The organism is Pseudomonas sp. HMSC066A08, from assembly GCF_001813025.1.
GTDB classification, from domain to species: Bacteria; Pseudomonadota; Gammaproteobacteria; order Pseudomonadales; family Pseudomonadaceae; genus Pseudomonas; species Pseudomonas aeruginosa.
In genome coordinates, this window is the sequence record NZ_KV811348.1 from 143,656 (window position 1) to 165,698 (window position 22,043).

Sequence of the window (22,043 nt, forward strand, 5' to 3'; positions counted from 1 at the left end):
CCATTGCAGGGAGCCGGCGCGGCCGTCCGGGTCAGAAGGTCAGCGTGCCCAGGCCCATGCCCGGGTCGCTGAAGCCGGAGCGACCATCTTCCATGCGACCGCTGAAACGCCGCAGGAAGCTGTCCGCCCCCTGCGCGCTGACGCTGAAGTCGTACCAGTTGCCGCTACTGCGCAGCGAATAGCGGACTTCCCGACGCTGTCCCGGCGGCACGTTGACGGTACGCCGCTCGCCCTGGCGATAGACGTTGTCCTTGACCGTCAGCTTGACCGGATGGCGGCCACGGTTGATCAGTTGCACGCGCAGGTTGCCGAACAGCGGCTCGTAGTCGATCCGCACTTCCGGCAGCGGCGCCTTGCGCTCCGCCAGGTCGCGCCGCAGGTTGCCGCGAAAGACCCGGAGGAACCCGTTCGGACCGTGCACTTCCAGGTGGTAGTCGCCGCTGGCGTCGCCCTGGAAGCTGTCGTGCAGGCGCTTGCGCGCGCCGACGGTGTAGCGTTTCGGCGGGTTCTCGCTGTCGAGCAGGTCGAACACCTGGAACACCGCGCCGGCCTTGCCGGTGTTGGCGAAGGTCAGGCTCAGCGCGTCTCCGCCGCTGCGGTAGCGCGCATGCACGCCCAGCTCGTAGGGCAAGGCGCGGGCCGGACGGATGCCCATTTCCTGCTTGGGCATGGCGGCCACCGCCGGCGGCTTCGGCTTCGGCAGCTTGATCTGGCTGGCGACGATGGCGTCGGCCTGGCTGGTGTCGGGCAGTTCGGGGAACGGCTCGTTGTTCGGGTTGGCGAAGTTGAACGCCGAGGTCAGGTCGCCGCAGACGGCACGACGCCAGGGACTGATATTCGGCTCCATGACCCCGAAGCGCTGTTCCAGGAAGCGGATCACCGAGGTGTGGTCGAACACCTGGGAGTTGACCCAGCCGCCCTTGCTCCACGGCGAGATCACGTACATCGGCACCCGCGGGCCGAGGCCGTAGGGCTGGTTGCGATAACGGATATCGCCCTTGGTGTGCCATTCGAGGGTGGCGTCGGCTGTGGTCTTGCCGCGCAGCGTGCCGTCCTTGTTGAGGCTCGGCGCGGCCGGCGGGGCGACGTGGTCGAAGAAGCCGTCGTTCTCGTCGAACATCACCAGCAGCGCGGTCTTGCTCCAGACCTCCGGGTTGGCGGTCAGCGCGTCGAGTACCCAGGAGGTGTACTCGGCCCCCCAGATCGGGCTGGACGGGCCGGGGTGTTCGGAGTACTTGGCCGGGGCGACGATCCAGGACACCTGCGGCAGGCTGTTGGCCAGCACGTCGCGCTTCAGCGCATCGAGCTTCCAGGTGCTCAGGCCGTTAACGATCAGCGGCGAGTCAGGCGCTGCGGCGCGGTACTGGCGGAAGCCGATCAGCGGGTTGTCGGAGAAGTTGTCGGCCATGTCCTGGTAGACCCGCCAGGTGATGCCGGCGGCCTGCAGGCGCTCGGGATAGGTGGTCCAGGTGTAGCCCTGCTCCACCGGGCCGTTGCTGTCGTGGTCGTTGGTGGTTACCGGACCACCGTGCTGGCCGAGCGGGTCGTTGGTGCCGGTCCAGAGGAACAGCCGGTTCGGGTTGGTGCCGCCCTGGAACGAACAGTGATAGGCGTCGCAGATGGTGAAGGCGTTGGCCATCGCGAACTGGAAGGCGATGTCCTGCTCCTTGTAGTAGCCCAGGGAACGCTCGGTCTTGGCCGGCAACCACTTGTCCATGCGCCCTTCGTTCCAGGCCTGCTGGGCGTCCGGCCAGGTGTGCGGGGTGCCGTCGACGCGCTGGGCGCTGGTGGTGCTGGTGTCGAAGTGGTAGGGGAGGATCTCGCCCTTGCTGCCCTTCTGGTGCCAGACCCGCTGGCCATCGGGCAGCGGGATCGCCATGCGGTCGCCGAAGCCGCGGACGCCCTTGAGGGTGCCGAAATAGTGGTCGAAGGAGCGGTTCTCCTGCATCAGGATCACCACGTGCTCGACGTCCTTGAGGTTGCCATGCCGGCGGTGCGCGGGAATCGCCAGGGCCGCCTGGATGCTCGACGGCAGCATGCTGGTGGCGACGGTGGCGCCGACCGTACCGGCGGCCAGGCGGATGAAGCTTCTTCTGCTTTTCGAAATCATCGGGGGACTCACCAGGTCAGGGTGTGGCACAGGGCTGCCGAGCGCATCCATGACGCCCGCAGGCTCACTCGGCAGCAAGCTGTTCGAACCCCGACGACGCTAGTGAGGGAAAAAGACGCTTTGGTTTCAACACGCTTTGCAACAACTATTCATGCCAAATTCATCACATTTTCAGGTCAAGATTTTGGTCTAGGCCAGATTCCGCTTGACAGCCTTCGCCGGCACTCTCCTCACACTCTTCCCCGCCATTGCAGGAGCAATACCCCCGCCACCACCAGCGCCAGGCCGAGATAGCCCTCCCAGGACAAACGGCGCACCGGGAAACCGGCCCAGCCGAACTGGTCGCAGAGCGCCGAGACCAGCATCTGCCCGGCCACCACGCACGCGATGAAAGTGGCGGCGCCCAGGCGCGGCGCGACCAGGATCGCCACCGTCAGGTAGGCCGCGCCGAACAGCCCGCCGAGCCAGCTCCACCAGGGCGCGCCGCCGAGGCTGGCGGTAGCCGGCAGCGGCACCCGCACCAGCAGCAGGCCCAGGCTGACCACCCCGAGGCTGACGCCCAGCGAAGTCAGGCTGGCGCTCAGCGGATGGCCGAGCAGGCGCCCGAGCAAGGCGTTGCTGCCGGCCTGCAGCACCACCATGCCGCCCACCGAAACTGCCATCAGTACCATCAGATAATTGGGCATGCTGATTCTCCTCCTCCGGCCCTTGCCTCTGGAGCAGAGTTTTTGCTATCCACTTCGCGAATGGAAATCGATAGTTGGTACACCTTCCATGCAGCAGATTCATGACCTACGCCGTATCGACCTCAACCTGCTGGTGGTGCTCGACGCGCTCCTCAGCGAGCGCCACGTGTCCCGCGCGGCACAGCGCCTGGCCATGTCGCAGCCGGCGGTCAGCCACGCCCTCGGGCGTCTCCGCGAACTGTTCGGCGATCCGCTGCTGGTGCGGGTGAAAAGCCGCATGCAGTTGACCAGCCTGGCACTGGAGCTGGCGCCGAAGCTCCAGGCCAGCCTCGACCAGGTCCGCGGGGTGATCGGCGGGCCGGCCTTCGAACCGGTGCGCAGCCGGCGCCACTTCCGCCTGGGCATGTCCGACTACGGTGCCTGGGTGGTGCTGCCGGCGCTACTGCGCCAGCAACAGGCGCTGGCGCCCGGGGTGAGCTTCGGGATAGTCCAGGAACCGCGCCTGGAAACCGCCCGTCAGGTCGCCGAAGGACAGCTGGACTGTGCGCTGGGCGTGTTCCCCCTGCTTCCGGAGGGCGTGCGTGCCAGGCGCCTGTTCGAGGAGCGTTTCGTCTGCGTCTGTCGGCGCAGCCTGTTCGACCGCCCCGACGGCCTGTCCCTCGACCGCTACCTGGCGGCCCGCCACGTGCGCGTCTCGCTACAGGACAACCCGGCCGAGGAAGTCGACAGCGCCCTGGAAAAGCGCGGCCTGCGCCGGCAGGTGGCGCTGACCCTGCCGCACTTCACCGTAGCCCCGGCGCTGCTGGCCGGCACCGACCTGGTACTGACCATCGCCGAACGCACCCTCGAAAGGTTGCGGCTACCCGAGGAACTGGCGGTCTGCGAGCCGCCGCTGGCGATCCCGCGCTTCGACTACGTGCAGATCTGGCGCGGCGACGCCGAGCGCGAAGCGGCCGGCGCCTGGCTGCGGGAACAGATCCAGGCGGCGGCGCGGAAGATCTGAAGAAGAGTCAGGAAGGCTTTTCCAGCTTGCGCAGCATCTCGCCGACACGCTCGCCGAGCATTTCGTTGGCCGACAGCTTGAGGCCGCGCGCCAGTTCCACCTGGACCACGTGTTCCGCCAGCGGACGCAGGCGCAGGAACACCTTGGCCAGTTCCTGCAGGTCCGGCGCCCCGGGCAGCAGGTCGGTGCCGCGGCCGTCCACCAGGTGGGTGACGATCAGGCGGACGATCCCCGCCGCCAGATGCTCGGTGTCGCTGCGCAACTCGCCGAGGTGATCGAGCAGCGCCTCCAGCGGGATGCCGCTGCGGTACAGCTCCAGCCCGGCCTGGAACAGCCGCGGACTGGGGATCTTCATGCGCTCACCGTCGAACAGCAGCAGGCCCAGCGCCTGGGCCTTGTCGATCACCCGGTCGTTCAGTTCGTCGCCGAAGATCGCCTGGAGTTCATCGAAGCCGATGCTGCCGGGCGTCTCCAGGTTCCACTCGCCGATGATCGCCTGGTCCAGGCCGAGCACATGGTCGAGGTCGCGGCCCTGTTCCCAGGCCTCCAGCAGTTCCTTGATGTTGGCGCTGGAATAGCCGCGCTCGAGCAACTGGTTGATCAGCCGCAGGCGCTTGAGATGACTGTCGAAATACACGCCGACCCGGCCGCGCCGCTCCGGCGGCGGCAGCAGGCCGCGGTCCTGGTAGGCGCGTACGTTGCGCACGCTGCTGCCGGCCGCGCGAGCCAGTTCGTCGACGCTGTATTCGCGGGCATCCTCGGCGGACGGCTGCTCGCCACGTTGCAGCAGGCGCTGCAGGAGGGTCAGGGGTGTGCTCATGGAGGCGGATCATAACGAGGCCCGCCGAACGGCCACAACCTCCGGGGGCGCAACGCTCTTTGCCGGCGTCCGGATGCGCGGGCGCCAACCAAAGACTGGACTCGTCGGTCAGCCGCTCCTCCGGCACCACCGCCAAAACCCGGGGGAAACGTCCCGAGCCTTCTGCCCCGGGCCTTCCGGCGCCGGTAGCAAGTGCCGTAACACCGGCGTGAAGAGACTTCCCAGGGCTGGCGCAACGCCTGCTTATGGGCCAGCATCAACCATGACATCAATCAATGTCACAATAACGATAAGCCAGCCTGGAGAGAGCCATGTCCCAAGGCGCCTGGGTACCCACTCCCGACGATCTCGATCACATCCGCCAGGTCCAGCGACTGGCCTATACCTGCTGCGAAACCATCCACGGCGAACTGCGCGCCGGCATCAGCGAGAGGGAAGCCGCGGCGCTGATGAAGAGCTGGCTGCAGGATCATGGCGTCGACGACTGGTTCCACCAGCCCTTCGCCTGGTTCGGCAGCCGCACCTCGTTCAAGGGCTTCGACGGCCTGCGCCATCTCGGTGGCTTCAACCTGGCCTTCTACCCCGGCAAGCAGCGCCTGGAGGAAGGCATGCCGTTCATCCTCGACTGCGCGCCGACCCTCGGCGCCTATACCGCCGACGTCGGCTACTCCGGCGCGCTCGGCCACAACCTGTTGCAGGAGCGGCTGATGGACGACCTGCTGATACACCGACGCACCATCCTCGACCTGATCCGCGAACGGCGCCCCCTGGCCGAAGTCAGCCAGGCGGTCGACCGGCTCTGCGTGATCCAGGGTACCCTGCCACGGCACAAGGCCTATCCCTTCGAAGTGCTCGCCCATCGCGTGGAGAAGCTCGGCAACCGCCGCGGTCCCTCGGTGGCGCGCTTCGGCGTGCGCAACCTGTACACCCTGACGCGCAACGCGCTGGTCACCGGCAAGCGCGAAGGCTGGTCGCCGCTGTGGTCCAGCGGCAAGCGCTCCGAGCACCCGCCGACGCCCGGTCTCTGGGCAGTGGAACCGCACCTGGGGCTACGCGGGGTGGGCGCCAAGTTCGAGGAACTGCTGGTAGTCACCGAAGACGACGCCTACTGGCTCGACGACGACCTGCCGCACGTCCGCCGCTGGCAGGCGCGCGGACTGCTGCCGCAAGCACGGGAGGCCGCATGAACGCGCTCCTCGCCCTCCCCGACCTGCAGCCGGAACGCCTGTTCGTGCAGTCCGGCGACGTGCGCCTGGCGGTTCATTGCTGGGGCGCGCCGGACAACGGCAAGCCGACGCTGCTGATGGTGCATGGCTACCCGGACAACCACGAGACCTGGCTGCCGCTGATCCGCCAACTGGCCGGGCGCTACCGCATCGTCGCCTACGACGTGCGTGGCGCCGGCGCTTCGGACAAGCCACGCTGGAGCCGCGACTACCACCTGCAGCGGCTCAGCGAAGACCTGCAGGCGGTGATCCGCGCCACCAGCCCGGACCGCCCGGTACACTTGCTGGCCCATGACTGGGGCTCGATCCAGACCTGGGAAAGCGTCACCGATCCGCAGTGCCGACCGCTGATCGCGTCCTACACCTCGATCTCCGGTCCCTGCCTGGACCATGTCGGCTTCTGGATGCGCGAACACCTCAGGCAGCGCAGTCCGAAGGCCCTGAAAGCGGTATTCGGCCAGTTGCTCCACTCCTGGTACATCGCCTTCTTCCATACCCCCGTCCTACCCGAGCTGCTCTGGAGCGCCGGCCTGGCCCGGCTCTGGCCGCAGTTCCTGAAGCGCGCCGAAGGCGTCCGCCATCCGCAGGTCAACCCGACCCAGGCCAGCGACGGCCGGCACGGGGTCAAGCTGTACCGCGGCAACTTCATCCGCAGCCTGTTCCGTCCGCGCAAGCGCCACACCGAAGTGCCGGTGCAACTGATCGTACCGACCCGCGACCGTTACGTCGGCGCCCAGCTGTTCCAGCACCTCAGCCTGTGGGCGCCACGCCTGTGGCGGCGCGAGGCGAGCGTCGGCCATTGGCAACTGCTGGCCGAGCCGGAGCAACTGGCCGGCTGGCTCGGCGAGTTCATCGACGCCCAGGAAACCGGCGAGTCGCCGCCAGCCCTGCAACGCGCCCAGGTCCGGCCCGACGCGCGCTCGATGAGCGGCAAGCTGGTGGTGGTCACCGGCGCCGGCGGCGGCATCGGCCGTTCGACCCTGCTCAGCTTCGCCGAGCGCGGCGCCAGCCTGCTCGCCGCCGATCTCGACCTGGAAGCCGCCGAACGCAGCGCCGAACTGGCCCGCGCCCTTGGCGCCACGGCCCATGTCTACCAGGTCGACGTCGGCGATACCCAGGCCATGGAGACCTTCGCCGAGTGGGTGCGCGACACCCTCGGAGTCCCGGATGTGGTGGTCAGCAATGCCGGCATCGGCATGGCCGGGCCGATGCTCGACACCTCGCCCGCGGAATGGGAGCGCCTGCTGCGGGTCAACCTGTGGAGCGTGATCGATGGCTGCCGCCTGTTCGGCCGGCAGATGGTCGCGGCGAACAAGCCGGGACACCTGGTCAACGTCGCCTCCGGCGTGGCCTTCGCGCCGTCGCGCAACTACCCCGCCTACGCCACCAGCAAGGCCGCGGTACTGATGCTCAGCGAATGCCTGCGGGCGGAACTGGCGGGACGTTCGATCGGAGTCACTGCGGTGTGCCCGGGCTTCGTCGATACCGGCATCGTCCAGGCCACCCGCTTCGTCGGCATGGACGCCGAACGCCAGGCACGGCGCCAGGCGAAGATCCAGCGCTTCTACAAGCGACGCCGGCTCGACCCGGACACCGTCGGGGAAAAGCTGGTGCGTGCCGTGGAGCGCAACAAGGCGGTGGTCTCGGTGGGCAGCGAGGTGCACCTCGGCGCCCTGCAATGGCGCTTCGCGCCCTGGGCCACGCGGTTTCTCGCGCGCTTCGACCTGACTTCCTGAGAGCCTGCCATGAGCGAATTCCACCACAAGCTGGTCCAGCGCAAGGTCCGCTTCGACTTCAGCGATACCCCCCTGCACTGGGTTCCCGGCGAAGCGGAAGCGTCCCAGGTGATGAACGTCCTGCACATGCTCCTGCCTTCGGGCGAACTGTGGTTCTGCCGCCTCTACAACAAGGCCTTGCCGCTGGTTAGCGACGCCCGCCTGCGCGACGACGTGCAGGGTTTCATCCGTCAGGAAGCGATGCATTCGCGGGCCCACGACGGCGCGATCCAGCGCTACCTGAGCAGGTTCGACATCGACTCCAAGCCGTTCACCGACAAGATGGATTTCCTTTTCGAACGCCTGCTCTGCGACTACCCGCTGGGCCAGAACCGCCTGACCCGCGCCCTCGACGGCTGGTGGCTGCGCCAGCGCTGCGCGATCATCGCCGCGGTGGAGCATTTCACCTGCGTGCTCGGCAAGTGGGTGCTGGAGGCCCGCGAGCTGGATCGCCGCGGCAGCGACCCGGTGATGCTCGACCTGCTGCGCTGGCACGGCGCCGAGGAAGTCGAGCACCGCAGCGTCGCCCACGACCTGCACGTGCATCTGGGCGGCAGCTTCGTCACCCGGCAACTGACCATGCTGTTGGTCATCGCGATACTGGTCTACCTGCTCGCCGACGGCACCCGCACCCTTCTCGACCAGGACCCGGGCCTGCGCGGCGCCAAGCGCCAGGGATTCCTACGAACCTGGTGGCGGCTCGGCAAGCAGGGCCTGCTGCCGAACCTCGCGCACACCTTCCGCGACGTCGCCCGTTACTTCAATCCCTGGTACCACCCCGAGCACGAGGCGAATACCCAGGAAGCCTTGGAATACCTGGCCAACTCGCCGGCGGCCCGGCGCGCGGCGAACGCCTGAAAACAATTCACTGGAAATACCGGCAAGCGCCGCGGAAGCTGGAACTTTCGCGGCGCTTGTCCATTGCTTACGTCAGGTCGAGTCAAACAAGTCCGGCAGACGGAAGGTCATTTCCGTAAGCCTGAAAAATGGCGCTCTATAGAATGATTGAAAATAACGGGCGCGCGACGTGAGACTTTGCAAAAGCCAGCCACTCTTGCTGATGGCATTTTGAAAGCAAGCAAAATAAAAGTAAGAAAAGTTACCCTATCGATCGGAAATTAAAGAAAGAAAAGCGAGCGAGAAGAGAATCGAGAAATACGCTCTTCGCGCCCGCCTTCGTATTTGTCCGGCCTGCGGAAACTCACTGGCCAGGCAGCGTGATCTCCCGTTCCGAAACGATGATCTTGTTGACCAGGCCGTACTGCACGGCCTCCTCCGCGTTCAGCCAGAAGTCGCGCTCGGTGTCGGCGCTGATCTTCTCCGGCGTCTGCCCGGTGGCTTCGGCGAAGATCCGGTCGAGGCGTTCCTTCATCCGCACGATCTCGCGGCGGTAGATCTCGATGTTGCTCGCCGGCCCCTGGATGCCACCCGACGGCTGGTGCAGGAGGAAGCGGGTATTGGGCAGCGAATAGCGGTTTTCCTTGTCCGCCGCGGCGTAGATCAGCGCGCCGGCGCTGGCAACGCTGCCGGAACCGATCATGATGACCTTCGGAGTGATGAAGCGGATCGCGTCGAAGATCATGTCGCCGGACTCGACGTGGCCACCCGGGGAATTGACGAACATGTAGATCGGATCGTCGCTGATCGAGGCGAGGATATGCAGCTGCTGGACGACGTCCTTGGCCATCTTCTCGTCGACCCCGCCGGTGACGAACACCTTCCTGACCTTGAGCGCGTACTCCATCAGCTTGGCGCCGATGGCGCCGTGGGAGTCGCCGCCTTCGCGGTCCTTGTCATCGGTTTTCATGCAACCTCCTGGAACTGTTGGTAATCCATCCGGCAAACCTTTCAGGGCATGCGTTCGTTGTTCGCCAGGGCGCGGATATATATCCGTTAATGCGCCTCTTCCGAGCGGCCCATTATGCATCAGCCAGAAACTTTCGAAAGGCTCGCTGCAACTTCGAAAAGGCCGGCGAAGGTAATCTCGTGAAGCATAGTCATGCAGGGCCGCGACGCACGTTTCCCGGAACCTAACAGATTTGTAAGTTGCCTCGTAATTACCTACCAGAATTAACAGTTAACAACGCGATTACCCTGCAAGAATTAACAGCTATTTCTTCGAGCCTGCCAAAAGTAATAGTACACCCCGCTCTTGCTTCGGGTGCCGCCGCTTCCCTGCCAACCACGCTGGCTACGGCGCGCTGAAACGTCGACGGGTGGAACCTGTCCGGCGAGGCGTGCGGTGCCCGTGTTCGTCGAACCGATGGATTGTTGAAGAGGACGCAGGGATGGTTCGTTTCGCTCGCTTGCCGCTATCGCCCTACCAACGGGACATCTGGGTCGCCGCCGCGCAGTTTCCGGAACTCGACCAGTACACCATCTTCAGCTACGACCGCTTCACCGGCGAGGTCGATACCCAGGCCCTGGAACGGGCGCTGCTGCAGGCGGCGCGAGACACCGAGGCGTTCCGCCTGCGCCTCGGCGAGACGGACGGTACGCCGTACCAGTGGCTGGATACAGACGCCGATTTCGACGTGCGCCAGGTCGACCTGCGCGCCGACCGCGACCCAGAGGCCGCCGTGCGATCCTGGCTGCGCGACGCCTTCCGCCACGCCTACCCGCTGGACGGCCGCAGCCTGGTGGACCTGGCCCTGCTGCATAGCGACCAGGCGCTCTACGTCTACGTGCGCACCCACCATATCGTCAGCGACGCCTGGGGCCTGCAGCTATTCCTCAGCCGGGTGCGCGCCGGCTACCTGGGCGAGCTAGGCGAGCCACAGGCGCAGATGCCGACGGCTTCCCTCCTGGCGCAGCTGGGGACCGACGACTACTCCGGTTCGGAACAGTACCGCGGCGACCGCGCCTATTTCGCCGAGGCCCTGGAGGGCCTGGAGCCGGCCCTCTTCACCCGCAGGCGCCCGGCCGGGCTGCGCCGCACCGCGCGCCACAGGCTGACGCTGGAACGCGCGCTGCTCGACGCGATCCGCGATCGTGGCGAATCGCCCTTCCTGTTCCTCTCCGCCGCCGTGGCGCTGTACCTGGCGCGAATCCACCAGAACGACGACGTGGTCCTCGGCGTACCGGTGCTGAACCGCGCCGACCGCGCGGCCAAGCAAGTGGTCGGGCACTTCGCCAATACCCTGCCGCTACGCATCCGCACCGCGCCGGAACAGACCATCGACGAATTCCTGGCGCAGTTGCGCGAGGCGACCCGGACGCTGCTGCGCCACCAGAAGATGCCCCTCGGCGACCTGTTGCGCGGCGCCTCGCCACTGTTCGACACCACCCTTTCCTACATGCGCTGGCCCGCCGCCCAGGCGATCCCGAACGCCAGCGTCGAGACCGTGGCGCAGACCCACGCCCATGACCCGGACGCGCTGGCCATCTGGGTCTCCGAGTTCGACGGGCACAGCGACGCGCAGGTGGATTTCGAATACGCCTGCGATGTGTTCGACGCCGACTTCCCCATGGACGCCGCGGCGCGGCATATCGAAACCTTCCTGCGCGCCCTGGTGGAGGGCGGCGAGCGCCGCCTCGGCGAACTCGATCCGCTGTCGGCCGCCGAGCGCGAGGAACTGATCCACACCCGCAACGCCACCGACCAGGCATTCCCCGAGCAGGCTACCCTGCCCACGCTGTTCGCCGAGCAGGTGGCGCGCACCCCGCAACGCACCGCGCTGCTGGAAGCCGACGGCGGCACGCTCAGCTATGCCGAGCTGGACGCCAAGGTCCAGGCCGTGGCCGACGCCCTGCGCGCAGCGGGTGTGAGGACCGACGAGCGGGTAGCGCTACTGGTCGCCCGCGGTCCGCACCTGCTGCCGGCGATCCTCGGCGTGCAGCGCGCCGGCGGCGCCTATGTGCCGATCAATCCCGACCATCCCCTGGAGCGCGTCCGCCTGCTGTTGGAAGACTGCGGCGCCCGCGTGGTGCTGGTGGACGAGCGCGCGGCGACACTCGGCGAGAGCCTGGGCGAGACGCGCGTGCTGCACCTCGAACGCCTGCCGCAGGGCACCGGCGACCTGCCGGCGGCCAACGTGGCGCCCAGCGACCTGGCCTATGTCATCTATACCTCCGGCTCGACCGGCGTGCCCAAGGGCGTGATGGTCGAACACCGCTCGGTGGTCAACCGCCTGAACTGGATGCAGCGTCGTTATCCGATCGGCGAACGCGACGTGCTTCTGCAAAAGACTCCGGTGACCTTCGACGTATCCGTCTGGGAGCTGTTCTGGTGGAGCTTCACCGGCGCCCGCCTGTCGCTGTTGCCGCCCGGCGCCGAGAAGGACCCGCGGGAAATGCTGCGGAGCATCCAGCGCGACGCGGTCACGGTCATCCACTTCGTGCCGTCGATGCTGACGCCGTTCCTCGACCTGCTCGACGGCGACCCGACCGCCCGCGCGGCGGCAAGCTCGCTGCGCCTGGTGTTCTGCAGCGGCGAAGCCCTCGCGCCGTTGCAGGTCGCGCGCTTCCGCCGGCTGTTCGGCGAGGCCGTGCGACTGGTCAACCTGTACGGACCGACCGAAGCCACCGTCGACGTGTCCGACCATGAATGCGCCAGCGACAACCCCACGCGGGTCCCGATCGGCCGGCCGATCGACAACCTGCGCCTGTACGTCCTCGACCGCGCGCTCAGGCCGCAGCCCCTCGGCGCCGTCGGCGAGCTATATATAGGAGGCGTCGGCGTCGCCCGCGGCTACCTGAACCGGCCGGAGCTGAACGCCGAGCGCTTCCTCGCCGACCCCTTCGTCGCCGGCGGCCGTCTCTACCGTACCGGCGACCTGGCCCGCTGGCTGGCCGACGGCAACCTCGAATACCTCGGCCGCGCCGACGACCAGGTGAAGATCCGCGGCAACCGGGTCGAACCCGACGAAGTTCGCGACCGCCTCGCCGCGCTTCCCGGCGTACGCGACGCCGCGGTCGTGGCACGCGATTCGGCGGTACGCGGCACGCACCTGGTCGGCTACTACGTGGCTGCGGCGGAACTCGACCCCGGTCAATTGCGCGCCGGACTTTCGGCGACGCTGCCGGACTTCATGCTGCCGGCCTTCTTCGTGCGCATCGACAGCCTGCCGCTCAGCGCCAACGGCAAGCTCGACCGCCGGCAACTGCCGGCACCGCCGGAACAGGTGGCGGCGGTTGCGCCGCGCACGGCGACCGAGGCCGAACTGGCGGCAGTGTGGGCCGATGTCCTCGGCGTGGCGGAGGTCGGCGTGCACGACGACTTCTACGCCCTCGGCGGCGACTCGATCCTGATGCTGCGCATCCGCGCCGCCGCACAGCGGCGCGGCCTGGGCTTCGAACTCGCCGACCTGATGCGCAACCCGACGGTGGCGGGCCTCGCCGAGCGCCTGGTGCGTCCGCTCGCGGAGCGAAGCTACCAGCCGTTCGAACTGGTTTCCGAAGTCGACAAGCCGCGCCTGGAAGGGCTGGAGGACGCCTTCCCGACCAGCCGGCTGAGTCTCGGCCTGCTCTTCCATAGCCGCCAGCGCCCCGACTCGTCGGTCTACCACGACGTGTTCCACTACCGCTTCGACCTGGCCTGGGACGAAGCCGCGTTCCGCCACGCGCTGGACCGGGTGGTCGCCGCCTATCCCGCGCTGCGTTCGTCGTTCGACCTCAGCGGCGCATCCGAACCGCTGCAACTGGTGCATGCCCAGGCACGCAGCGAGCCGCTGATCCTGGACCTGCGCGGCAACCCGGAGGCCGGGACGGTGCTCGACGAGCACATCCGCCAACGCCGCTTCCATCGCTATTCGCTGCAACAGCCCGGGCTGTTCCTGTTCGCCGCGTTCGTCCGCGAGGACGGCCTGGACCTGGTGTTCAGCTTCCACCATGCGATCCTCGACGGCTGGAGCGTGGCCAACCTGATCGTCGCGCTGGTCGCCGCCTACCGTGGCGAGCCGCTGCCGGGCCCGGCGCCGGCGCTGGCCTGCCATGTCCGCGAGGAGCTGGCCGCGCTGGCTTCGCCGGCCGCCGTGGGGTACTGGACCGGGCTGCTGGAGGGCGCGAGGATGACCCGCCTCGACGGCTTCGGCGCCCACGAGCCGCAAGCCGCGCAAGGTCCGGCCAGCCATCGCGAAGCGCTGCCGGACGGGCTGCTCGAGCGACTCAAGGCCACTGCGGCGCAACGCGGACTGCCGTTGAAATCGCTGCTGCTCGCCGCCCATTGCCTGACCCTGCATCTGTTCTCCCGCAGCGACAGCGTGGTCACCGGCGCGATCAGCAACGGCCGCCCCGAACTGCCCGACGCCGACCGCATGGTCGGCCTGTTCCTGAATACCGTGCCGGTCCGCTCGGAGATTGCCGGGCATAGCTGGATCGAGGTAGCCGATGCGCTGTTCCGCCAGGAGCGCGACGGACACGCCCATCGCCGCTATCCGCTCAGCGCCATCCAGCAGATCGTCGGCGACGAACTGAGCAGCGCCTTCAACTACGTCAACCTGCATGTCCTCGAACCGCTGTGGCAACTGCGCGACTTCCGCGTCTGGGAAGAAACCAACTTCGCCCTGCTGGTCAACGTGATCGCCACGCCCAGCGACGGCATGTACCTGCGCATCGACAGCGACGGCCGCGGCATCAGCCGCAGCCAGGCCGCGCTGATCGGCGCGACCTTCGTCGAGCTCCTGTGGCGCCTCGCCGAGCATCCCGACGAAGCCGCCGACTTCGCCTTCCTCGCCCCTCGCCGCGACGCCGCTACCCGGCCCGAGCCGCTGGTCGACGTCGTCAGCCTGTTCGAACGCCAGGTCGAGGCGCTGCCGGGCAGCGCCGCGCTGGCCTTCGAGGAGCAACGCTGGACCTATCGCGACCTCGACCATGTGGCGCGCTGCGTGGCCACCCGCCTGGTCCGCGCCGGCGCACGCCGCGGCGATGCGATCGGGGTGGCGCTGAACCGTTCGCCGGAGATGATCGCGACGATCTGGGGCATCCTGCGCGCCGGCCTGGTCTGCGTGCCGCTGGACGTCAGCTATCCCGCGCAGCGCCTGGCGCTGATCCTGGAGACCGCGCAGCCGTTCCGGGTGGTCGCGCATCCCGAGCACGCCCATGTCGCCGCGGCGGAACGGGTGCTGCCGGTAGAGGAACTGGTCGCCGACATCGAGCCCGAAACCTTCGCCGCGCCGCAGCTCGACGAGCTGGCCATGCTGCTGTTCACCTCCGGTTCCACCGGGCGGCCGAAGGGCGTCGAGCTCAGCCACCGGATGTGGGCCAACTACACCCAGTGGCAACTGCGCGTCGCCAGCGGCGTACCGGGGCTGCGCACCCTGCAGTTCGCGCCGCTGAGCTTCGACATGGCCTTCCAGGAGATCTTCTCCACGCTGTGCGGCGGCGGCGAGCTGCAACTCATCTCCAACCGCGAGCGGATGGACCCCTCCGCGCTGCTGCATGTCCTCGAACGCCGCCAGGTCCAGCGCGTGCTGTTGCCCTTCGTCGCCCTGCAACGCCTCGCCGAGGCCTCCAACGCGCTGGGCGTACGCCCCGGCGCCCTGCGCGTGGTGGTGTCCTCCGGCGAGCAGTTGCGCATCACCGAAGACGTCCGCGCGTTCTGCGCGGCGATGCCCGGGCTGCTGCTGGAGAACCAGTACGGCCCCACCGAGACGCACCAGGTCACCTACCACTCGCTGAGCGGCGACCCGGCGCACTACCCGGACCTGCCGCCGATCGGCCGGCCGCTGGACGGGGTCGAGGTGCAGGCGCTCGACGCCGCGCTGCGCCCGGTACCGGTCGGCGTTACCGGCGAGCTGTACTTCGGCGGCGACTGCCTCGCGCGCGGCTACCACCGCGCCCCCGAACTCACCGCCGAGCGCTTCGTCGAACATCCCTGGCGACCCGGCGCCAGGCTCTACCGCACCGGCGACCTCGGGCGCATCCTCGGCAACGGCGAGATCGTCTGGCTCGGCCGCGCCGATACCCAGGTCAAGGTCCGCGGCTTCCGCATCGAGCCGGCCGAGGTCGAGCTGGCGATCATGCGCCAGGCCGAGCGCCAGCCGGGCCTGCGCGGCGCGGCGGTGGTGGCTCGCGAGCGCCAGGGCAACGATGCATTCCTCGCTGCCTTCCTGCTCGGCGAGCCCGAGGCGGTGGATCTCGCCGAACTGAAGCAGGCGCTGCGCAGCGAACTGCCGGAACACATGGTGCCGGCGCACTTCGCCTGGGTCGACGGCTTCGCCCTCACCCCCAGCGGCAAGCGCGACGACGCCGCCCTGCGCGCGCTGCCGCTGGAGCACGGGTCGAACATCGAGTACCTGGCCCCGCGCGACGACTACGAGCGCACCCTGGCCGGACTCCTCGGCGAGTTGCTGGATCGTCCCCGGGTAGGCATCCGCGACAGCTTCTTCGACCTCGGCGGCACCTCGCTCAGCGCGATGCGCTTCATGCTGCTGATCGAGAAGCGCTATGGCGTCGACCTGCCGATGGCCGCGCTGATCGAGACGCCGACCGTGGAGGGCCTGGCCGAACGCCTGCGGGAGCGCTCGGCGGTGCGCGCCTTCGACCCGCTGGTACCGATCCGTGCCGGCGGCAGCCGCCCGCCGCTGTTCCTCGTCCACCCGCTCGGCGGCCACGTACTCTGCTACCTGCCGCTGGTCCGCGCACTGCCGCCGGAGCAGCCGGTATATGCCCTGCAGGCGGCCGGCACCGGCCAGGGCAGTACGCCGCTGGCGGTCCTCGAGGACATCGCCGCCAGTTACCTCGCGGCGATCCGCCGGGTGCAGCCGGAAGGCCCCTATTACCTCGGCGGCTGGTCGTTCGGCGGCTTCGTCGCCTACGAGATGGCCCGGCAACTGCGCGCGCTCGACCCACAGGCGGTCGCCCAACTGATCGTGCTCGACTCCATCACCGTCGACCGCAACCACGCCGGCAGCGCCAGCGACGAAGCCCTGCTGCTGTTCTTCTACTGGGAACTGGTCTGGTTCGAGCGCAGCGACGAGGAGGTCGAGCCGCTGCCTGAAGGCGCGAGCCTGGAGCAGAAGCTCGACCACATCGTCGAACGCGCCATCGAGGCCGGCGTGCTTCCCGCCGGCACCCCGCGCGCCACCGTGCAACGGCTCTACGAGCTGTTCCGGGCGAGCTGGCAGGCACTCATCGGCTATCGCCCGGAGGTCAGCGACCAGGACATGACCCTGCTGCGCGCGGACGGCCCGCTGCCGCTGGCGCTGAAGCCGATGCACGACGCCGCCGGCACCCACTACGGCGATCCGAAGAACGGCTGGCAGCACTGGACCAGCGGCCGCCTCGATGTGATCGACGTACCCGGCGACCACCTGGTGCTGATGAAAGAACCCTATGTCGAGACGGTCGCGGCAGAGATCGCCGCGTTGCTCGAACCCTCCACCACCAGCGAACGGACCCGCCCATGAGCAGACACCCCCTGAAGATCGTCATCGCCGGCGCCGGCATCGGCGGGCTCGCCGCGGCCGCCTGCCTGAAGGCCGCCGGCTTCGAGGTCGAACTCTACGAGCGGGCCAGGGAGCTGCGCGCGGTCGGCTCGGCGCTGTCGCTGATGCCCAACGCGTTGACCGCCCTGGAGAGGGTCGGCGTGCGCCCTGACCTTACCCGCGCCCAGGCCTTCGACTCGCTGCGGTTCCTCACCCGGCGCGGGCGACCGATCCGCGCCATCGACTTCGGCGGCCTGGCCCGCCAGCTCGGCCAGCCGAGCCTGGCGATCCATCGCGCGAGCCTGCAGCAGGCGCTGCTGGAACAGGCCCGTGACTGCCGCATCGAACTGGGCGTGAGCGCCACCGGCTACCTGCGCCACGCCGACGGCGAAGGCGTCACCGTGCTCTGCAGCGACGGCCGCGAAGTGCACGCCGACGTGCTGATCGGCGCGGACGGCTTCAACTCGGCGATCCGCGCCACCATGACCGGCCCGGAGCGTCCCACCGACTGGCACTACGTGATCTGGCGCGCCACGCCGGCGTTCCGCCATCCGAAGGTGACGCCGGGCTACGTCGCCCATTACTGGGGCCGTGGGCAGCGCTTCGGTCTCGCCGACATCGGCGAAGGCAACGTCTATTGGTGGGGCACCCGCAACATGCCGGCCGAGCAGGCGAAAGACTGGCGCGGCGGCAAGGCGGGCATCCAGCGCCTCTACGCCGGCTGGGCCGACGAAGTGCAGGCGGTCATCGAGGCGACCCCGGAGGCCGACATCAGCAGCCTGCCGGCCCAGGACCGACCGTTCCTGGAGCGCTGGGGCGACGGCCCGGTGACCCTGCTCGGCGATGCCGCGCATCCGATGCTGACCAGCCTCGGCCAGGGCGCCGCCATCGCCATCGAAGACGCCGCGGTGCTGGCCCACTGCCTGGCCACCATCGACGACCCGCAAGCCGCCCTGCGCGCCTACGAGAACCGCCGTCGCGACCGCGCCAGGGCGATGGTCGAGACCTCGCGGGCGCTGAGCCGCATCGAGCAGTTGGAGCATCCGCTGCGCACCGTCGCCCGCGATCTCTACTTCCGCTTCGCTCCGGAGCGAACCTTCGCCCGGCAGAACGAACTGGCACTGACCTTCCCAGGAGTCGAATGATGGCCGAGATACGACGCCCGCTGTCCGCGGTGGAACGCTGGTACTGGCTCAGCGACCAGTTCTCCGCGCTGAACGTGATTTCCCGGGTGCGGGTCCATGGCCAGTTGTCCATCGACGACCTGCGCCGCGGCCTCGACGCGCTGCAGGCGCGGCATCCGCTGCTGCGCGCGCGGATCGAGCACGATGCCGGGCTCGACCCGCGCTGGGTGCCCTGCGAGCGGCCCATCCCGCTGCGCGAGGTGCGCGGTGGCGGCGAGGACCGATGGCTACGGGAAATCAACGAGCGCGAATTGCCGGAACGCATCGATCCGGACAGCGGGCCACTGATCCGTACCGTGGCGATCGCCACCGACGCCGGCGCCCACGACCTGCTGGTCGTGGTACCGCACATCATCGCCGACGGCACTACCGTGCTGACCCTCGCCGAACAATGGCTGACCCTGGCCGCCGACCCCGCCGCGCAACCCTGGAGCGCCAGCGCCCTGCCGCCGGCGGAGGATCTGCGTCCGCGCCGCTTCACCGGCGACGAAGGCGCGGCGCGCCTGGCCGAGCAGACCGCCCAGGACGAAGCGCTGGTCGGCCGCCACCGCCCGGGCCGGATCGAGCCGAGCAACCCGGTGCCGCTGGAGGCACGGCGTACCCGCCTGCTGCACCGGGAACTGGACGGCGCACAGCTGGAACAGCTGCAACGACGCGCCCGCGAACACGGCACCACGGTACACGGCGCGCTGACCGCGGCGCTGGCCATCGCCGCCGGCCACGACCACCAGCGCCGCCCGAGCCACATCGCCATCGGCTCGCCGATCGACTTCCGCGACGAACTGGAGCCGCCGGTGCGCCCCGACGAAGTAGGCACCTACGTCGCCACGGTACCGGTGGTGCTGGACATCGCCCGGCCGTTCTGGGAGGTCGCCCGCGCGCTCACCGACGACCTCGGCGAACGCCGTCGCCAGGGCCATCATTTCAACCTGGTCACCCTGGTCGCCAGCGCTGCGCCGCGCTGCATGGCCGACGCGCGGCCATTCATGACCTTCATGGAAGCCGAAGGGCCGATCAACCTGTGCTCCTCCAACATCGGTCGCTATCCGTTCCCCGAGCGGATCGGCGCCTTGCGCCTCTCCGACGCGCAGTTCCTCACCGGCATCTCGGTGAACGGCTACTTCGTGGCCGCCATCAACTCCAGCCATGGCCGGCTGTTCTGGAACTTCACCTATATCGACGAAGCGGTCCCCGGCGAACGCGCCGAACGCCTGGCCGAAGATTGCCTGGGCACCCTGCTGTCGGCGATCCACGCCCCCCAACGATCCGCCCTCGAGGAGCAATGACATGTTATTCACCAGCAAACCTCTCTCGCCCCAGGGCCGCCACGTACTGATCACCGGCGCCTCCAGCGGCCTCGGCCGGGAAACTGCGCTGCACCTGGCCGAACAGGGTTTCCAGGTGATCGCCGGGGTGCGCCGCCAGGAGGATGGCGAGCGCCTGGCGAACGCCTGTACGTCCGGTCGGATCAGCACGCTGCTGATCGATGTCACCGACGAGGAATCCATTGGCCGGGCCGCCGCGCAGGTGGCGGAGAAAGTCGGCGATACCGGGCTCTGGGGCCTGGTGAACAACGCCGGGATCTGTATTTCCGCGCCGCTGGAATGTGTCTCCAGCGACCTGCTGCGGCGCCAGCTGGAAGTCAACCTGATCGGCCAGCTCGCGGTGACCCGGGCGATCCTGCCGCTGCTGCGCCGTGGCGGCGCGGCGCGCCTGGTGAACGTCACCTCGGGCCTCGGCTCGGTTGCCATTCCCTACCTGGGCGCTTACTCCGCCGCGCAGTTCGCCAAGGAAGGAGTGAGCGACGCCCTGCGCCGCGAGCTGGCGCCCATGGGCATCCAGGTCTCGGTGGTCAGCCCCGGGGCGATCTGGACACCAATCTGGGGCAAGATCGCCAGCGAGGGCGAGCGCGCCCTGGCCGACGCCCCCGACGCCGTCGCCGACCTCTATCGCGATACCTACCTGCGCTTCCTCCAGGCCAACGAGGACGGCGCGCGCAACAGCGCGACCAAGCCCGCCGACGTCGCCGCCGCGGTGCATGCCGCGCTCACCGCGGCCAAGCCGCGGACCCGTTACCGGGTCGGCGCCGACGTGCGCCGCGGCACCCTGCTCGCGCGCTTGCTGCCCGATAGCGTGATCGACGGGATGTTCCGCCCCATCGTCACCGCCGCCCCGGCGGCGAAGGAGGAGCAACGTGCCTGATCGCAAATTGAGACTGGGCGAGGAACTGATCTCGCCACTGCACGCGCTCTACGACGGCCTGCAGGTGGACGGCGCGCCGCGTCCCGCGCACCGCGCCGCCGAGCATCCGGTGTGGGTGGTGACGCGCTACCGCGACGCGCGCAAGGTCCTCAACCATCCGGGCGTCCGCCGCGACGCCCGGCAGGCCGCCGAACTCTACGCGAAGCGTACCGGCAGCCCGCGCGCGGGTATCGGCGAGGGACTCAGCCACCACATGCTCAACCTCGACCCGCCGGACCATACCCGCCTGCGCTCGCTGGTCGGCCGCGCTTTCACCCCGCGCCAGGTGGAACGCCTGCAACCGCATATAGAACGGATCACCGAGCAATTGCTGGACGCCATGGCCGGCCGCGAACAGGCCGACCTGATGGCCGACTTCGCGATCCCGCTGACTATCGCGGTGATCTTCGAGCTGCTGGGTATTCCCGAGGCCGAGCGCGAACACGCCCGCCAGTCCTGGGAGCGCCAGGCGGAACTGCTGTCGCCGGAAGAGGCCCAGGCCCTGGCCGATGCGCAGGTCGACTACCTGCGCGTGCTGCTCGAGGCCAAGCGCCGGCAGCCGGCCGACGACGTCTACAGCGGGCTGGTACAGGCCGCCGACGAGAGCGGCCAACTGAGCGAGGCGGAACTCGTCTCCATGGCCCACCTGCTGATGATGAGCGGCTTCGAAACCACCATGAACATGATCGGCAATGCGCTGGTCACCCTGCTGGTCAACCCGGAGCAACTGGCGTTGTTGCGGGCGCGGCCGGAACTCCTGCCCAACGCCATGGAAGAACTGGTCCGCCACGACAGTCCGGTGCGCGCCTCGATGTTGCGCTTCACCGTGGAAGACGTGGAACTGGACGGGGTCACCATTCCCGCCGGCGAATACATCCTGGTCTCCAACCTGACCGCCAACCACGACGCCGAGCGCTTCGACGATCCCGACCGCCTCGACCTCACCCGCAACACCGATGGCCATCTCGGCTACGGCTTCGGCGTGCACTACTGCGTCGGCGCCTCGCTGGCCCGGCTGGAGGGGCGGATCGCCATCCAGCGCCTGCTCGCGCGCTTCCCCGACCTCCAGTTGGCAGTGCCCCACGCGGAGCTGCAGTGGCTGCCCATCACCTTCCTCCGCGCCCTGATCAGCGTGCCGGTGCGTACCGGATGCAGCGCCCCGGCGAACCCCGCCTCCCACGCCAACCCGATCGAGAGGATCGCCCAATGAATGCCAAGGAAATTCTCGTCCACAGCCTGCGCCTCCTGGAAAACGGCGATGCCCGTGGCTGGTGCGACCTGTTCCATCCGGAAGGCGTACTCGAATTCCCCTACGCCCCGCCGGGCTGGAAGACCCGCTTCGAGGGCCGCGAAACCATCTGGGCGCACATGCGCCTGTTCCCCGAGCACCTGACCGTGCGCTTCACCGACGTGCAGTTCTACGAGACCGCCGACCCCGACCTGGCCATCGGCGAATTCCATGGCGACGGCGTGGCCACCGTTTCCGGCGGCAAGCTGGCGCAGGACTACATCTCGGTGCTGCGCACCCGCGACGGACAGATCCTGCTCTACCGCGACTTCTGGAATCCGCTGCGGCACCTCGAGGCCCTGGGCGGGGTCGAGGCCGCCGCCAAGATCGTCCAGGGAGCCTGAG

General features: G+C 68.5%; 14 protein-coding genes. 10 read left to right on the top strand and 4 right to left on the bottom strand.

Annotated features, from left to right (window positions below; all coding sequences use genetic code 11):
* Positions 1 to 31: 31 nt before the first annotated feature.
* Together HMPREF2886_RS24460 and HMPREF2886_RS24465 are read right to left on the bottom strand one after the other, a co-directional pair.
* The gene (locus tag HMPREF2886_RS24460) at positions 32 to 2,110 is read right to left on the bottom strand and encodes a phosphocholine-specific phospholipase C (RefSeq protein WP_003113149.1); all 2,079 of its coding nucleotides are present in this window, start codon (positions 2,108 to 2,110) and stop codon (positions 32 to 34) included.
* Between the two features lie 230 nt (positions 2,111 to 2,340).
* Positions 2,341 to 2,796 carry a DMT family transporter gene (locus tag HMPREF2886_RS24465; protein ID WP_023517851.1) on the bottom strand — a complete coding sequence of 152 codons (456 nt, stop codon included), beginning with the start codon at positions 2,794 to 2,796 and terminating at the stop codon, positions 2,341 to 2,343.
* Positions 2,797 to 2,884: 88 nt separating this feature from the next.
* Between HMPREF2886_RS24465 and HMPREF2886_RS24470 the strand changes: the two genes are divergently transcribed.
* Positions 2,885 to 3,799: a LysR substrate-binding domain-containing protein gene (locus HMPREF2886_RS24470; protein WP_033968600.1), complete on the top strand. Its 915-nt coding sequence runs from the start codon at positions 2,885 to 2,887 to the stop codon at positions 3,797 to 3,799.
* A gap of 7 nt (positions 3,800 to 3,806) precedes the next feature.
* Here the strand turns inward: HMPREF2886_RS24470 and HMPREF2886_RS24475 are convergent, their stop codons facing one another.
* Positions 3,807 to 4,619, bottom strand: coding sequence for a MerR family transcriptional regulator (locus tag HMPREF2886_RS24475; protein WP_016562146.1), 813 nt, complete (start codon positions 4,617 to 4,619; stop codon positions 3,807 to 3,809).
* A 311-nt stretch (positions 4,620 to 4,930) separates the two neighbouring features.
* Between HMPREF2886_RS24475 and HMPREF2886_RS24480 the strand changes: the two genes are divergently transcribed.
* Genes HMPREF2886_RS24480 through HMPREF2886_RS24490 form a run of 3 tightly spaced genes read left to right on the top strand, consistent with a single transcriptional unit; the run spans position 4,931 to position 8,478 of the window.
* On the top strand, positions 4,931 to 5,806 hold the full coding sequence (locus tag HMPREF2886_RS24480) for a M24 family metallopeptidase (protein WP_070748556.1): 876 nt from the start codon (positions 4,931 to 4,933) through the stop codon (positions 5,804 to 5,806).
* Positions 5,803 to 7,581 carry an SDR family oxidoreductase gene (locus HMPREF2886_RS24485; RefSeq protein WP_070748558.1) on the top strand — a complete coding sequence of 593 codons (1,779 nt, stop codon included), beginning with the start codon at positions 5,803 to 5,805 and terminating at the stop codon, positions 7,579 to 7,581. The genes HMPREF2886_RS24480 and HMPREF2886_RS24485 overlap by 4 nt, the downstream gene beginning before the upstream one ends.
* A gap of 9 nt (positions 7,582 to 7,590) precedes the next feature.
* On the top strand, positions 7,591 to 8,478 hold the full coding sequence (locus HMPREF2886_RS24490; RefSeq protein ID WP_039027794.1) for a metal-dependent hydrolase: 888 nt from the start codon (positions 7,591 to 7,593) through the stop codon (positions 8,476 to 8,478).
* Between the two features lie 343 nt (positions 8,479 to 8,821).
* Here the strand turns inward: HMPREF2886_RS24490 and HMPREF2886_RS24495 are convergent, their stop codons facing one another.
* Entirely contained in the window at positions 8,822 to 9,427 is a 606-nt protein-coding gene (locus tag HMPREF2886_RS24495; protein WP_003091706.1) for an ATP-dependent Clp protease proteolytic subunit, read from the bottom strand.
* A 481-nt stretch (positions 9,428 to 9,908) separates the two neighbouring features.
* On the opposite strand from HMPREF2886_RS24495, the gene HMPREF2886_RS24500 reads away from it, so the two are divergent.
* From HMPREF2886_RS24500 to HMPREF2886_RS24525, 6 genes are read left to right on the top strand one after another with little or no spacing between them, the layout of a single operon-like run.
* Positions 9,909 to 16,967, top strand: a complete 7,059-nt coding sequence (locus HMPREF2886_RS24500) for an amino acid adenylation domain-containing protein (protein WP_070748560.1) — start codon at positions 9,909 to 9,911, stop codon at positions 16,965 to 16,967.
* Positions 16,964 to 18,130: an FAD-dependent oxidoreductase gene (locus tag HMPREF2886_RS24505; protein WP_003091709.1), complete on the top strand. Its 1,167-nt coding sequence runs from the start codon at positions 16,964 to 16,966 to the stop codon at positions 18,128 to 18,130. The genes HMPREF2886_RS24500 and HMPREF2886_RS24505 overlap by 4 nt, the downstream gene beginning before the upstream one ends.
* The gene (locus HMPREF2886_RS24510; protein WP_079385231.1) at positions 18,127 to 19,455 is read left to right on the top strand and encodes a condensation domain-containing protein; all 1,329 of its coding nucleotides are present in this window, start codon (positions 18,127 to 18,129) and stop codon (positions 19,453 to 19,455) included. Before HMPREF2886_RS24505 ends, HMPREF2886_RS24510 begins: the two co-directional genes overlap by 4 nt.
* A gap of 1 nt (position 19,456) precedes the next feature.
* Positions 19,457 to 20,371, top strand: a complete 915-nt coding sequence (locus tag HMPREF2886_RS24515; RefSeq protein WP_033968592.1) for an SDR family NAD(P)-dependent oxidoreductase — start codon at positions 19,457 to 19,459, stop codon at positions 20,369 to 20,371.
* Positions 20,364 to 21,620, top strand: a complete 1,257-nt coding sequence (locus HMPREF2886_RS24520) for a cytochrome P450 family protein (protein WP_033968591.1) — start codon at positions 20,364 to 20,366, stop codon at positions 21,618 to 21,620. The genes HMPREF2886_RS24515 and HMPREF2886_RS24520 overlap by 8 nt, the downstream gene beginning before the upstream one ends.
* Positions 21,617 to 22,042: a nuclear transport factor 2 family protein gene (locus tag HMPREF2886_RS24525; protein ID WP_003091711.1), complete on the top strand. Its 426-nt coding sequence runs from the start codon at positions 21,617 to 21,619 to the stop codon at positions 22,040 to 22,042. Before HMPREF2886_RS24520 ends, HMPREF2886_RS24525 begins: the two co-directional genes overlap by 4 nt.
* The last annotated feature ends 1 nt before the right edge of the window (position 22,043 follow it).

Coding starts and splice junctions, on each gene's coding strand:
- HMPREF2886_RS24490 (WP_039027794.1), top strand. CDS start 7,591: ATGAGCGAATTCCACCACAAGCTGGTCCAGCGCAAGGTCCGCTTCGAC.
- HMPREF2886_RS24500 (WP_070748560.1), top strand. CDS start 9,909: ATGGTTCGTTTCGCTCGCTTGCCGCTATCGCCCTACCAACGGGACATC.
- HMPREF2886_RS24480 (WP_070748556.1), top strand. CDS start 4,931: ATGTCCCAAGGCGCCTGGGTACCCACTCCCGACGATCTCGATCACATC.
- HMPREF2886_RS24470 (WP_033968600.1), top strand. CDS start 2,885: ATGCAGCAGATTCATGACCTACGCCGTATCGACCTCAACCTGCTGGTG.
- HMPREF2886_RS24460 (WP_003113149.1), bottom strand. CDS start 2,110: ATGATTTCGAAAAGCAGAAGAAGCTTCATCCGCCTGGCCGCCGGTACG.
- HMPREF2886_RS24525 (WP_003091711.1), top strand. CDS start 21,617: ATGAATGCCAAGGAAATTCTCGTCCACAGCCTGCGCCTCCTGGAAAAC.
- HMPREF2886_RS24505 (WP_003091709.1), top strand. CDS start 16,964: ATGAGCAGACACCCCCTGAAGATCGTCATCGCCGGCGCCGGCATCGGC.
- HMPREF2886_RS24475 (WP_016562146.1), bottom strand. CDS start 4,619: ATGAGCACACCCCTGACCCTCCTGCAGCGCCTGCTGCAACGTGGCGAG.
- HMPREF2886_RS24485 (WP_070748558.1), top strand. CDS start 5,803: ATGAACGCGCTCCTCGCCCTCCCCGACCTGCAGCCGGAACGCCTGTTC.
- HMPREF2886_RS24515 (WP_033968592.1), top strand. CDS start 19,457: ATGTTATTCACCAGCAAACCTCTCTCGCCCCAGGGCCGCCACGTACTG.
- HMPREF2886_RS24495 (WP_003091706.1), bottom strand. CDS start 9,427: ATGAAAACCGATGACAAGGACCGCGAAGGCGGCGACTCCCACGGCGCC.
- HMPREF2886_RS24510 (WP_079385231.1), top strand. CDS start 18,127: ATGATGGCCGAGATACGACGCCCGCTGTCCGCGGTGGAACGCTGGTAC.
- HMPREF2886_RS24465 (WP_023517851.1), bottom strand. CDS start 2,796: ATGCCCAATTATCTGATGGTACTGATGGCAGTTTCGGTGGGCGGCATG.